This is a genomic window from Armatimonadota bacterium (assembly GCA_036504095.1).
Taxonomy (GTDB): Bacteria; Armatimonadota; DTGP01; order JAKQQT01; family JAKQQT01; genus DASXUL01.
Window position 1 is genome coordinate 38,324 of record DASXVS010000013.1, and the last position, 13,264, is coordinate 51,587.

Consider the following 13,264-nt stretch of genomic DNA (forward strand, 5'->3'; position numbering starts at 1 on the left):
CGCCCCAATACACACCCGGATTTCAACTTTCAACCTTCCCAACGCGATTGAAGGCTGTCTGCAAAACGCCAAAAACCGGAAAGACCGCATCAGAACAGTCCATTCCGGCTTTGACATTGTTTCATAGCGCCTTCAAGAAAAGAGTTAGCGGCGCAGGCCCAAACGCTGTACAACAGAGCGGTAACGCTCGATGTCTACCTTTGTAAGGTAGTTCAGCAGTCGGCGGCGCTGCCCGACCAACATCAGCAGGCCGCGCCGGCTGTGGTGGTCCTTCTTGTGAATCTTCAGGTGCTCCGTTAGTTGGAGGATGCGCGCGGAAAGCAGCGCAATCTGCACCTCAGGTGAGCCGGTATCGCCCGGCTTCGTGGCGTACTCCGTCATAATGACGGACTTCTGCTCCAGTGGGAGCGGCATGGTTTGTCCTCCGGTTTGGGAGGGTCTGGGGGCTAGGGGTTAGAGGTTATGGTCGGTGATTAACCACCGGTCCTGCCTCCTGTCTCCTGTCTCCTGTCTCCTCGCCGTGGCAGTCCGCGTTCGGTGGCGATATTATCAAGCCACCCATGTCGATAAGCCGGTGCGTCCGCCGCGAACCGCAGGCGCCCGGAACCTCCCATAGCATAGCACAACTTGGGGGATGGGGAATAGGGGTTGAGGGATGGGCTGGGGTCCGGGTGGAGGCTGGGAACTGGATTCCAACCTCCGACTTCCCACCTCTTCCAGCGTTCCCCAACCTCTATTTCACGATTGAACCGCGAGCCGTCATCGCGTCGTTCGCGGCCTTCCAGACCGTTTCAAACGCGGCCGGTACCTCGGCCCCATCCGCCACACTCACGGCCTTTGTCTTTCCGAGCATCGTGACGCGGACGGTGCGCGTCATTCCATCCGCAATCGGACGGCCCGCGTAACGACTGGAGAGTCGCATGAATCCCGAATCCCGCACGGCCTTCTCCACGCCGCGCATCACCGGCCCGGGAACCTGTACATCCCGGTTCACGCGGGCTTTGCCGACTTCGCCGGCCTTCACCACCCGTCCCATGAGGCGGAGCACCGTCTGACGGTCCATGCCGGCCACGCCGCCGCTCTCGCGAAGGACCACCAGCGAATTCGCGACGCCGCGGCTCCCTGCCACGTACGGCGCGCCATATCCCGAGCGCGTCTGTACCGTCTTGCGGCTTGTGACCGCGTCTTTGGCCTGAGCCGCGCCAGCCATGGCGAGCAGAGCGATCGCAGCGACGAATCTGATTGACATCGATTCCTCCCGTGCGCGGCACCTCGCCGTGCACTGACATCAGTTCGCGCGACACTTCGCCGCGCACTGCATGCATACCGCAAAGCAGGCGAACCTACACCTCCGCTTGGCTCACACCCCGCATCCCCCACGTTGAATCGGGATTCATCATTCTGCATTCCGACTTCTGCATTCACAATTCCTCGCTCATCGCTTTCCCGGTCGTGGTATCATAAACACAGAGAGTTACGAGCATGTCCAAGGCCAAACACGAGCCGGAACCGATCGCCCTGGATGACAAGGATCCATGGCGCGTTGAAGAATACGGCGGAAAGCCGATTATCCCGCGCGTGGTGGGCGAAGACGAAGATTTCGCGCGCATCAGCCTGCAGAACTTCATCGTTGAACCCGCCGTCTGGCTGTTTGCCGGATTTGTGCTGCACGGGAACGCTTGGAAGACGCCGTGGGACCTCATGGGATACTGGATGGTGTTGTTCGTGATGCTGCCGTTGCGGTTGATGGACACGGACAAGAAGCGCGACCGGGCCTTTCGCATCCAGTACGTCGCGCTTCAAGCGCTGTCTTTAGGGGCCGGCTATCTGGGCTGGCGGCTCGCGGGGGGCTAAGCGCCCAAACTTGGGCCACGATATGCTATACTGTAAGTGCGACTAAAATGGTCGGAGACACACGCGCAGACAAGATTATACTCGCCGGTATCCAGTTTCGCGGTCATCATGGTGATTCCGAAGCGGAGAGGACGGTGGGCGGCCGCTTTGAAGTGGACGTCATCGTAGCGTTCGACACCCGGAAAGCCGGGACCTCCGATTCGCTGGCGGACACTGTCGACTACTATGCGATGCACAAGCGCATCCTGGAAATCGGGCAGAAGGAACGCCACCAGTTGCTGGAGCGTTTGGCAGGCAGGATAGCGACGGTTCTGCTGGCCGAATTCGGCGTAGCGGAAGTCACGGTGAAGGTCCGGAAGTTGATGCCGCCGTTGGAGGGAATTGTCGCATATTCCGGTGTGGAGATCACCCGGACACGGTCTGGTGTTTAAATCGAGAACCCGCCGCTTGAGGCGGGTGTTATATCCCATAGAGAGTTACGCACTATCGGCGAGGCGTTGTCACTTGCCGTGGAAGGAGAATACCCGTGGTTGATGTTATGGAGCAGGTTGGCTTGACGGTTACGGATCGCGCGGCGCAGGAAGTGAAGGCCGTGCTGGCCGATCAGGGCGAGCCGAACGCGATGTTGCGGATTTACGTTGCGGGCGGCGGGTGTTCCGGCTTGCAGTACGGCATGGCGCTGGAGACCGAGCCTATGGAAGGCGATCAGGTCTTCGAGCAAAACGGCGTTCGGATCATCATCGACCAGCAGTCGTTCCCGTATCTGAACGGGGCGAACGTGGACTACCTGGAAGGGCTGATGGGCGCGGGTTTCAAGATCGACAATCCTAACGCGAAATCCAGTTGCGGTTGCGGGTCTTCCTTCAGCACGGAGGATTCCGGTGGCGCCGCCAGTGGGTGCGGCAGTTGCAGCAGCGCGCACTAAGTGTGGAGAGTGATGGATGATGGGCGCGCGATGCCGATGTACCCGTCGGCGTGGCGTAATCAGAATTCATCGCTCCCACTTCATCACTAAAAAGGGGGTACTGCCATGACGATCCAGATCGATCCCCATTACCGCCTTGAGATTCTGCCGAACGTTGGCGGGATCGCACGGGATGAGACGCTGGACGTGTACGCCGAGTTGCGGAACAACACGGACGATACCATCAGTTCCGCGAATATGGTGGTGGTTGCCTATCGCGCAGACGGTACGCTGTGCGGTGTTGAAGAGTGCTTGTCCTACCTCACTCTGCGATCGGGCGAGTGCAAGGCCGTGAAGGTACGGCTGGAACTCGACCCGCAGATTGTGGCTTCCCTTCGCCTGTACGGGGAAACGGAGTTCGATGAGGAAGACCCCAGGGTTACAGATTCGACTCTTGCCGAACCCCCAACGTTCATGAGTGACTATTTCCGGCGCAAACCCGGATCGCCATAGCGCCGATAAGCTGGAATTGACGACGCCCCGGTTTCCGGTCAATCGGAAACCGGGGCGTCGTCGTCTTGCCTAACCTCCAATCCGAACGATGCCCCCTTGGGCCGTAATCCGCATCGGGCGGAAAAGCGTCTCGCGCTCCGAATACACTCCCGCGTTAGCGACCACCGTATCACCCGCCTTCACGCAGTACATCCCGGCGAAAACCGATGGAAGCGGCTCCGCGCTGGTGCCGCGCTGGCCGCCTCCGCCGCCCGGACTGACGTAGACCGGGCTCGGTACGCTGTTGAGGAACGGCGAGAGGGTATCATACGCGAGGTCCAGCCGGCCGTAACCGACCCCCGATGGTGTGCATCCGCCCGGGCCGCCCGTCAGCGGGCCGCGCACGTGGTGCGAGCTGTCAAACAGGGGCGAACCGGACGATCCCGGTTCAATGGTACCCTGCGAATAGTCCACCAGCCAGACGGAAACACTGATGATCTGGCCGTTATCGTTGTACTGCCGGACGCCGGAGTCGCTGAAGGTACCGAATGAGATGCGCTTCCACGATCCCCGCGGATGGTGAATACCGGTGACGGCATCTCCTGTCCCCCACGCCACGGTTGTCCACCCCTCGTACTGCACGCCGCCCGGCGGATTGGCATACAGCCCGATCAATGAACAGTCGTAGAACCCCTGGTTTTTCAACAGGAGCGAACCCAGCGTGCAGGGGACGGTATTGGGGTCGGGTGGCGTGCCGTTGCAGGCCGGCGTCTGGTAAAACCACAGAAACTCGACGGTGCTGGCCGCCGCCGCATTGTTGATGCAGTGGTTTGCCGTGAGAAACAACGGCGAGGAGTCACCGGCGTTTCGATTCAGCATCGATCCACTGCACATGAAGCATCCGCCATTGTCCTGAAAGATTATCTTGGCGACCCCGCTCGCTTCCCCCGCCCACGCGGGATAGCAGGTGGAATCGAGGTGACAGGCAAGTGTAGCGCCCGGCCCCGTATTGCACCCGTTGTTGCAGTATGTGTGGACGATGCCCGTAATGACGGGCCCAGCCAGCGGCATCAGCTTTCCGGCCGGAAGGTGCAGTTCCAGGCCAAAGGTATCGCCGAATACCAGCGGCGACCACCATCCGGCGGGGTCGCCCCCTGAAGCAGGCTGATATGGGCCGAACACGGCGCTGGATCCGGGAGCGTAAGGTCGGACCTCAATGCCGGTGCCGCCGAGCCCCGCGAGTTGCACGCGGAGCCCGCCAGCATTGGCGGAGGTGAGTTCAACTTTCATGACGGAGCCCCCATCGGGAGCGGGCAGCCAGGCCGCCGAGTCGAGGAGGTTTGGAGGCGCCGGCTGCACGTAACCGATCTGGAGCCCGTCGGTATCGGAGCCCGTGGCGGCGGGCTGGGGCGCGATAACGGTCGCGGGCAGGATAATCTTCACGGGCGCCACATCCGGAGCCACCAGGCGCGCGGCGCTGGCCGGTGCGGACTGGTACAGCGCGGCGTCGCAGAAGGGCGACGGCGGCTGGACCGCCCTGGCGCCTTTCGAACCGGACCACGCTGGTGTGTTTGATGCTAGAAACAAGAGCAGTAGTGTGTATCTCATAGTGCTCCCTCACTTCCCCTCAGTGCAGATTCACCAGGGCGAGGACAAGCCCTGTGCCGTGCTCAAGCGGCGACATGGCCTTGCCGATGGTGGCGCCCTCGGAGCGGGAGTAGTCGGTCACCTTCATAGCAACTCCCGCTGTATCGGAAGTGGTGAGCATATCGCCGGGATGGATGGGGCCATCGGAATCGTTGCACCTCACCCACACGCGCCCCGCCATGGCAACTGGAAGCGCGCCTGCCACGCCTCCGGAATCGGGAAGCACCATCCCGGCGCTGAGGTGATTAGCCCCGCTGATAACGCCGGCGACGGTCCGGTCATAGGCCCCAGTGGATAGCCTCAAAGCGCCCGCGTGCTCGGTGTCAATCGAAACGACCGTTCCGGGTTGAGCGGCGCCGGCCACGCTGAATTTCTCCGCGACGTCGGACCCGCCGGATATCTCGAGTATCCCGACGTGCGTGAGGCCGGCGAAGTAACCTGCGTATCCTCCGCCATTGCTCTGGCCATAGACGCCGTATCCGGTGGTCAGGTTGATGCCCGAGACTCCAGCGTGGATCGTGGCGTTGGAGAACCCGATCACCCCGTCGCCGCCGCCACTATTTCCCTGAACGCCGGCGCCGTTGCCGTCATTCGCCCCCCAGACGCCGATGCTGCCGTTGTTGTGGTTCGTGTATCCGAACACACCGGTCTTCCCATCGGATTCCGTTCGCCCGATCACGCCGGTCCCGCCAATGCTGTAACCGAAGACGCCAGTGCCACCGGCTTCATTGCGGCCTATCACACCGTTGTCGGCGGCGCTAGACGTTTGCCCGTAAAGCCCGTTGTGCGCGCCGTGTCCCCAAATGCCGGCAAAACCCTGGGTGCTTTCACCGATGACGCCGTACTGCCCCCTTTCAGAGAGACCGAAGACTCCCGTGCCGGGACCGGAATCGCCCCATACGCCGGTGTTTCCACCGCTGCCCCACACTCCGTCGCCCGCCGCGTTGTCGTTCTGGCCATAAACCGCCGGCAATCCGGCCGTATGGCCCACGCCGTTGACCCCCAGGTAAGAACCGCTCTCTCCGTAGATTCCTACCGCGGAGCCGCTGGTGCCCATCACGGCATCCGTGTTCAGCGAGTCACCCCAGACGCCGCCCGCGGTTGGCGCCATGATTCCGCTGGGGCCACTTTGCTCGCCATAAACGCCCCAGGCTGAGGCGCTCTGACCTTTGACCCCAATGCCGTTATCGGTATCGCCCCAAACGCCACCACCAAAGCCTTTCGCGGATGTGAGACCGCTGCCGGCGCCGTTCCTGCCGTAAGCCCCCCACCACCCACTGCTGAGCCCGGATAGAGCGACCGCGGCGGACGTGCCCGTGATAGCGTTTCCGTTTCCGGTGTTGGTGATGGACATTGCGGTTCCCGGACTGGCGACCGCCGCGTTGCCGGTGAAAGGCAGGGAAAGGGCGCCACCGCCCGCAGTCAGGGCGTAGGGAACCGCGTCCAAGGCAAGTCTGGGAGTCATCGGCGATGCCTCGCCGTCCAACTGGATCTCCACCCAGTATCTGGTGTCAAATGCCAGTCCGCCGAAGGAAGTGGGAGCACCGAGTTCGGTGGTGAAAAGCCCGTGGCTGCCGGTTACGCTGACCGGCTTCGAGGCTTCTGTCCAAAGTGGCGAGCCGGCTGTCGCCGCGTCGAACAGCCTGAACGTGACGTTATAGGAGCCGGCCGGCTTCGGCACTCCCGACGCATTGGCGAGAATTCCCTGGAATGGGATGGTATGAGGAATCGCCGCATGTGAAGCGACGGACCCAACGAAGTGCAGCAGCGCACAGGCTGCCAGGTATCGAATTTGCACAAAACCCTCCTTTACTGATAACAGTGATAAGCTGGCTGAATTATACACGGTGGCGGAATGAGTTTTCCCATTTGTTCAGCTAATTAAGCCTTATTTGTTGGCCTTCATCAGGGGTCGCCAACCGCGTGCCGCCTGGTGACACAATGAGAGCGGCTTGGAGAGAGCCGGAAGGTGCGCATGGGTGTAGATACGCCAATTCGGGACAGGGATGATGACGCCACGGGTGACGGCCAGACTGTGGTGACGCCGGCGGATGGCGGCGAGCCGAGCAATATGCGCCATGAAGTCTGGCAGCTTGCCTGGCCCACGATCATCGCCAACGTTCTGATGAACGTGGGTGGCCTGATCAACCTCTATTTCGTACACGGCCTGGGCGTGGGATCGATGAACGCTGTTACGTGGGGCGAGCAGATGATCGGCATCGTGTTCGCCGTAGCGGTGGGGGTCAGCATCGGCACAACGGCTCTGGTGGCCCGGTCCATCGGCGCGGGAGACGAACGCTCGGCCGCGGACGCGACGCGCCAGAGCCTGATGCTGGGGATCATTCTCGGGGTCTTCACCACCGCCGTCCTGGCCCTGCTGGAGCGCCCCGTTCTGCTGGCAATGGGCGCGAACCATTCGTCGCTGCCGCTCGGACTGATCTACTACCACTGGCTCCTGTTCGGCATCGTCCCGTTTTTCCTGATCAACGTATGCGGCGCGGCCTTTCGCGGCGCAGGCGACACCCGCACTCCGTTGTACCTGCTCACGCTGCTGGTCGGCGTGAGCGTGCTAACCGACAGCACGTTGATCTGGGGGTTCGGCCCCATCCCGAAGATGGGCGTCGCCGGCGCCGGGCTGGGCACCTTCATCATGCGATCCGTTGGGAGCACCGCCTTCCTCGTCGCGCTTTGGCGATCGCCCCATCGCCTGATAACGGCGTCCGATTCCTGGCGCCTGGATCTGGGTTGGGCGAAGCGGCTCATACGCGTGGGATTTCCGGCGGGATTGCAAGCCGGTCTGCGTACGATCGCAAGCTCGACCTTCGTGGGCCTCCTGGCAAGGATGCAGCACGGGCCGGCCGTGGTTGCGGCGCTGAGCGTGGGGTTGCGGTCGGAGGGGATCGCGTTCATGCCGGGGATGGCGTTCAACGTGGCCGCCGCGGCGCTCGTCGGGCAAAGCCTCGGCGCAAGGAACCCCAACCGCGCGGCGCGCGCGGCGCGCGCCGCCACGCTGCAGGCCATCTGGATCATGGCGCTGATGGGCGCCACCTTCTTTGTCTTCGCACCGCAGATGGCCAAAGCGCTGGCAGCGCCGGAAGCCGTTCCGTTCGCCGTAGCCTACCTGCGCATTGCCGCCATCTCCGAACCGTTCCTGGCCGTCGCCATGACGCTGACCGGAGCGCTGCAGGGTGCCGGCGACACGATGAAGCCGATGTGGGTGGTTATCAATACCATGCTGCTTCGATTGGCGACGACGTGGTATTTTGGGCTGCACCTCGGCCTGGGCGCCAACGCTGCGTGGTGGGCCATGTCGGGGTCTACGTGCGTACAAGGTCTGCTGATTCTGGCGGCCTGGCGCCGGGGCACGTGGCGCCGCGTGCGGGTTTGAAACGCTGGCGTCCGGGCTCAGCCGCCGGCCATCGCTGCCATCACCTCGCCGCCTTGATCTGGTCCACGACCTTACGGACATCCTTCGCGTCTGAGGCTTTGGGGCTCAGGGCCAGGTAGCGTTCCAGGTGTTGAAGCGCTTTCGCGCTTTCGCGCTTCTCCAGCAACAGCGCACCCAGGTTGAAGTGCGCTTCGGGCCAGTTTGGCTGGCGCTCCAGGGCACGCTCATACATCGCGATGGCGGTGTCCGGATCCGACTCCTTCTCCGCAATCTGCCCCAGCGTGAACCAGGCCGGGGCGAAATCGGGACGCAGTTGGGCGGCTGTCAACAGATGCCCATGCGCCGACTTTGAGTCCCCGGCCATAATCAGGGCTGCGCCGAGTTCGAATTCGGCCAGGCCATCTTTCGGCTCCAGCACCACGGCCTTCCGGAGGCTTTCCACGGCCTTCTGCGGGTCTCTCAGCGCCAGGCACGCGCTGCCGTAAGCGCGCCAACCGGGCTCGTACTCCGGGTGATTAGCTGTTATCCACGTCAGGCGGTCCAGCGCTTCGTCCGCATTACCGCTCACCATCCGGCACATCGCGGCGTAATAGCGCGCCTGCCAGCGGGGCTTGTCCGGCCCCTTATAGAGGTCTTCCAGGCGTTTGTAGGGGTCGAGGCGCGCCGGCTGGAGGTCTGCAACCTTCTCCCACATGCGGATGGCGTCATCGGTGCGGTCCGTTCGGGTGTAAGCGACGGCGGCCATCTGGTAGAGGGAGTCGTCGGTTTTGAGGGCGGCGGCGGCCTTTTCGCATGCCGGTCCTGCCGCCTCGAAATCCGAGACGACGTACAGGGCGTAGGCCCTGCCGTGCAAAGCCGATGGCGAGACGGGATCAATGGCCAGCGCCCTGTCGAACGCCAGTAGCGACTGCCGCACGGGCTCCTGGAACGTCTCCCGATCTTTCGCGGTCATCGCAGTACCCGGCCGGCTCAGTGCGCCCATGTAATATCCGCGGGGATCGTAGTGGGAGTCGCGGGCCTCGATGTCGCGATGTGTTAGGGAGGAAGCGCTGTCGGATTCGCCCCAGCCCGTACCTCCCCCGGGGAGATACCGGAATAACCCTCCGGCCATGGCGCCGGAAATGACCGGTGTGAGCGATCTCGTCGTACGCTCCTCGGGGTGCGCCCGTCTCCACTTGTCCAGCCCCTGCGTGAAGATCGCCAGTTGGGCCTCGCCGATGTGGACAAGGATGGTGGCATTGGAAGGCTCTATCCCGGAGGCGGTGGACAGTTCGCCAATCGCTTCGGACGGGCGCCCGATGCTTGTGAGGACCTGGCCGAGGAGGTCGTGCGTCGCGGCGCTGCCGGCATCCGCAACCACGGCGTGGCGCGCGAGAGGGAGGGCGTCTGCGCCGCGTCCGGCATCCAGCAAGGTGCGGATCGCGTCCATATCCTCCGAGGGCGCTTCGGCAAGTGCCGCCGCGCCCAGGCTCAGAGTGACCGCCAACACCGATAAGTGCTTCATTACGATGCCTCTTTCCGCTCCACCCGTTGGTGGCAGGCGTTCAGAGTCAGCGCTGCAAATGATTGCTGGATTGAAGCGTTGCCGCCTGCCCTATTTGTTCTGCTTGGCCAGGATTTCCTTCACCTGCTCGATGGCCTTTTTCACATCCTTGACGTTTTTCGCGTCCGGCACGAGTTCCACATATCGCTGGAGGTGCGGAAGGGCTTCGGCGCCCTTTCGGCGGTCCAGCAGGATGCTGCCGAGGCTGAACCGGGCATCGGGCCAGTTCGGGGCCAGTTCCACGGCGCGCTGGTAATACATCTCAGCGCCATCCAGATCCTCGTTCTTTTCGGCCGCCGCGCCCAGCGCATTCCAGGCGGTGGCATCCTCGGGCCGATATTTCGCGGCTTTGGCGAGGCTGGCCTGCGCGGCCTGCGCATTTCCACCCGCCAATTGGCCGACGCCCAACATCAGGAAGCTGTACCCGTCGGTCGGATCCGCGGCAACCGCTTTCGCGAAGGCCTCCGCCGCCCCCTTCTTATCCTTCAGCACCAGCAGTGTCATACCGGTTCCGCGCCAGGCGGGCGCGTACTCCGGGTGCTTGTCCGTGACGTCCTTCAGACCCTTGAGGGCATCCTTCGGCGACGGTTTCTGTGCATCGCTTTCGTTGCTTATCTGGTTGGCGAAAAGCATCCGCATCGCATCGTAATAGCCGTATTTCCAGTCGGAATGCCGGAACTCGTCGTAGAGCGCGCGCAGGTTCCAATAGGCCCAGGGGTTGGCAGGCTGCGCTTGCGAGACCATCTCCCAGATGTCAATGGACTCCGGCCCCTTGCCATGCGCATCGGTGACGTTTCGGGCGATATCCCATAGGAAGGAATCGAAGGCCGGGACACCGCCGGCTTTCCACGCGGAAACGGTATCTTTCCACTCTCCGAGCATCAACGACGCGAGGCCCTTCCCGTGCAGGGCGGGCTTGTTAGCCTGGTCCACCGCCAGGGCGGCATTGTACGCCTTCAAAGCCGACTTGACACCGGATTCGAGGCGGGCCCAATCCGCCGGCTGCATTTGCGCGGATGACCTCACCATATCCGTCTGCTGGGAGAACAGGTCCGGGTTCATCCGGCCCATACCGAAGGTGCCTCCCGCCAACGTCCCGGGAACGCTGGACGTGATGGATCCGACCATGTCGCCGGGATGGTCTTTCACCCAGTCCCGAAGCCCGATGATGAACCTCGCCATATACGCGTCGCCGAGGTCAGACTGGTATGAGGCTGTCTGGGGATCCAGCGTTACTGCCTGCGTCAGTTCCTTCACAGCCGCATCTGCGTCCGGCTTCTCGGTCCGCCACAAGCACTGCCCCAGAAGGTCGTGTGCCGCGGCGGATGTGGCATCGGCGGCCACGAGAGCCTGTGCGGCGGGCCGGGCATCGGCGTAGCGCTGGTCTGTGACAAGCGCGCGCGTTGAATTCAGCGTCGCGGGGGCAGTCTGCGCAAAAGACGGCGTGGACAACGCGATGATACTGATGGTCGCTAGAAGTATTTTCACAGTTGTTTGCTCCGAGTGCACGATCTGGGGCGGGCCTATGACGGCAAACGGCGGGCAGACGTGCCCGTCGTGCACGATCCGCCCGCCTGTCTGGCGGAGTGGCCGGGATTTGAACCCGGGGTAGAAGTTTATGCCCCTACAATCGCTTAGCAGGCGATCACCTTAAGCCGCTCGGTCACCACTCCACGCCATGGACAGTTTACCACATCCTGCGCCCGGCGGCAAATGGCTGTGTCCGGAATTGCCCGATGACGAGCGCACGGTGCTAATGTGCAGGCATGACTGCGTAAGACGACCCGGTTTGATTGTTCAAGAGGAAGACCTATGTTCAGAGCTCTTGCCAAGATCGTCACCGTGCTGGCCCTCATCGGCGCCTGGAATGTACACGCGCAGACTCGTATAGATGCGGGCGACGTGCTCAGTGGGGCCATTTCATCCCCTCTGCAGACAAACGCATACACATTGTCTGCGCAGGCGGGAGATGTAATCACCGTTCGAGTGTGTCGCACCAGCGGAGAGATGTGGCCCAGGTTGGTTGTTCGCGACCCCGCCAGCACCACCGCATACGATGTTACGCAGATCCCCACAGTTGACCTGCAGTGTACCACGCCGATCTCCGGCCTCATCCGTATCAATGTGTCCGACGGCTTCAGCGGAACCGCCACGGGCGAATACGCGATATACGCGCAGGTGAACAACCGTCCGGGGAAATCTACCGCCATCAGCGCGGGGCAGACACTGGCCGCGCAGGCAATTGCGCCCGGCGCTTTCGCTGCGTTCAGCATCCCGGCACAGGCGGGCGACGTTCTGGTCTGTCGCGCCACCCAATCGACAGGCAACGTCTGGCCGCTGATCCGCCTCCATGATCCGACGGGCTGTCTGGTTGACTCGGCCTCCGGCACTGTGACTGCAGAGGTTTCGCGTACCCTGTCCAACACGGGTATGTACACGGTCCTGGTCGGCGACGGCTTCAACGGCACTTTTCCCGGCACTGTGAGTCTCTTTGTTCAACAGACCAATCGCCCGGGAGCGGTTTCGGCAGCCGCTCCGGGACTGACCGGCTTCGGCAGCATCGACGGACCGGCGGTGATGCGGACATTCAGCATTGAGGCGGAACGCGGTGAAGTCATCTTTGCCCGCATGGCGCGGTCTTCCGGGAACGTCTGGCCGCTGATTCGCCTTTACGATCCAAACGGGGTGTTCCTGCAGCAGGAAGGATCCTCGCTCACAACCGAGTTGACCCGCGCGGTTGGCACGACGGGAAGCTACACACTGTTGGTGGGCGACGCGTTCAACGGCACATACACCGGGCAGTACAACCTGTTCACCCAGACGCTTACACACCCGGCAAACGCGGGCGAACTGGGTGTGGGCGCCCGCATTTCGGACAACATCGGCGCGCCGGGAGTCATGAGGACCTACACACTGACGATGCCACCCTCTGGCCCAACCACCCTGGCGCTGCGGATGACGCGAACGGGTGGTAGCCTGTGGCCGATGATCCGCCTCTACGACGCCTACGGCAACAAATGGGCGGAGGCTATCAGCACCAACAGCGCCATGCTGACCGCCGTTGCACAACCGTCGCGCGCATACACGGTGCTTGTGGGCGATGGGTTCAACGGTACCTGTACCGGGGACTACGATCTCACCTGGAACTTCACGGTGCCGGATATCGTCATCGCGCTCCGCGCTGCGGGCGGCCTCTCCAAAACAACAACCGATGACCTCACCCGCTTGAATCGAGTCACAGATGCACCGTCCACATCCAGGATTGACTATCAGGATGTCGTCTTCCTGGCGCGAGCCGCCTGGGGGCTGTGACGGAAACGCCGCGGAGCCTCTCCGGGCCAAAGCCGCCAGCGATGGGTGAGTGTGCCGATATGACACAATGGTTGTATCATTCGATGTATTCGGTTACGTTGCGCAGAGATGCATGACCGGTTCA

12 protein-coding genes and 1 tRNA gene are annotated in these 13,264 nt (G+C 62.6%); 6 read left to right on the plus strand and 7 right to left on the minus strand.

What is annotated here, in order from left to right; genetic code table 11:
- Positions 1-144: 144 nt before the first annotated feature.
- Both rpsO and VGM51_02045 read right to left on the minus strand, forming a co-directional pair.
- The gene (gene rpsO, locus VGM51_02040; GenBank protein ID HEY3411817.1) at positions 145-414 is read right to left on the minus strand and encodes a 30S ribosomal protein S15; all 270 of its coding nucleotides are present in this window, start codon (positions 412-414) and stop codon (positions 145-147) included.
- Positions 415-733: 319 nt separating this feature from the next.
- Positions 734-1,249 carry a hypothetical protein gene (locus VGM51_02045; GenBank protein ID HEY3411818.1) on the minus strand — a complete coding sequence of 172 codons (516 nt, stop codon included), beginning with the start codon at positions 1,247-1,249 and terminating at the stop codon, positions 734-736.
- A 233-nt stretch (positions 1,250-1,482) separates the two neighbouring features.
- Here VGM51_02045 and VGM51_02050 point away from each other — a divergent pair, with 233 nt between their 5' ends.
- From VGM51_02050 to VGM51_02065, 4 genes are all read left to right on the plus strand, one after another.
- Positions 1,483-1,854 carry a hypothetical protein gene (locus VGM51_02050; GenBank protein ID HEY3411819.1) on the plus strand — a complete coding sequence of 124 codons (372 nt, stop codon included), beginning with the start codon at positions 1,483-1,485 and terminating at the stop codon, positions 1,852-1,854.
- A gap of 47 nt (positions 1,855-1,901) precedes the next feature.
- Positions 1,902-2,285, plus strand: coding sequence for a dihydroneopterin aldolase (gene folB / locus VGM51_02055; protein HEY3411820.1), 384 nt, complete (start codon positions 1,902-1,904; stop codon positions 2,283-2,285).
- A gap of 107 nt (positions 2,286-2,392) precedes the next feature.
- Positions 2,393-2,779, plus strand: a complete 387-nt coding sequence (erpA, locus tag VGM51_02060; protein ID HEY3411821.1) for an iron-sulfur cluster insertion protein ErpA — start codon at positions 2,393-2,395, stop codon at positions 2,777-2,779.
- Positions 2,780-2,884: 105 nt separating this feature from the next.
- Positions 2,885-3,271, plus strand: coding sequence for a hypothetical protein (locus VGM51_02065; GenBank protein ID HEY3411822.1), 387 nt, complete (start codon positions 2,885-2,887; stop codon positions 3,269-3,271).
- 69 nt (positions 3,272-3,340) lie between these two features.
- On the opposite strand, the gene VGM51_02070 is transcribed toward VGM51_02065, so the two are convergent.
- A complete protein-coding gene (locus tag VGM51_02070; protein HEY3411823.1) occupies positions 3,341-4,858 on the minus strand; it encodes a trypsin-like peptidase domain-containing protein in 1,518 nt (505 codons plus the stop codon).
- A 19-nt stretch (positions 4,859-4,877) separates the two neighbouring features.
- Positions 4,878-6,695 (minus strand): hypothetical protein, encoded by a 1,818-nt coding sequence (locus tag VGM51_02075; protein HEY3411824.1) that lies wholly within the window; start codon positions 6,693-6,695, stop codon positions 4,878-4,880.
- 177 nt (positions 6,696-6,872) lie between these two features.
- Between VGM51_02075 and VGM51_02080 the strand changes: the two genes are divergently transcribed.
- Positions 6,873-8,285 (plus strand): MATE family efflux transporter, encoded by a 1,413-nt coding sequence (locus tag VGM51_02080; GenBank protein HEY3411825.1) that lies wholly within the window; start codon positions 6,873-6,875, stop codon positions 8,283-8,285.
- Between the two features lie 40 nt (positions 8,286-8,325).
- On the opposite strand, the gene VGM51_02085 is transcribed toward VGM51_02080, so the two are convergent.
- The 3 genes from VGM51_02085 to VGM51_02095 form a co-directional block, all read right to left on the minus strand.
- Positions 8,326-9,789, minus strand: coding sequence for a tetratricopeptide repeat protein (locus VGM51_02085; protein ID HEY3411826.1), 1,464 nt, complete (start codon positions 9,787-9,789; stop codon positions 8,326-8,328).
- Positions 9,790-9,879: 90 nt separating this feature from the next.
- Positions 9,880-11,316: a tetratricopeptide repeat protein gene (locus VGM51_02090; protein HEY3411827.1), complete on the minus strand. Its 1,437-nt coding sequence runs from the start codon at positions 11,314-11,316 to the stop codon at positions 9,880-9,882.
- Between the two features lie 91 nt (positions 11,317-11,407).
- Positions 11,408-11,501: transfer RNA gene (locus VGM51_02095), tRNA-Ser, on the minus strand.
- Positions 11,502-11,640: 139 nt separating this feature from the next.
- On the opposite strand from VGM51_02095, the gene VGM51_02100 reads away from it, so the two are divergent.
- Positions 11,641-13,140 (plus strand): hypothetical protein, encoded by a 1,500-nt coding sequence (locus VGM51_02100; GenBank protein HEY3411828.1) that lies wholly within the window; start codon positions 11,641-11,643, stop codon positions 13,138-13,140.
- Positions 13,141-13,264 lie beyond the last annotated feature (124 nt).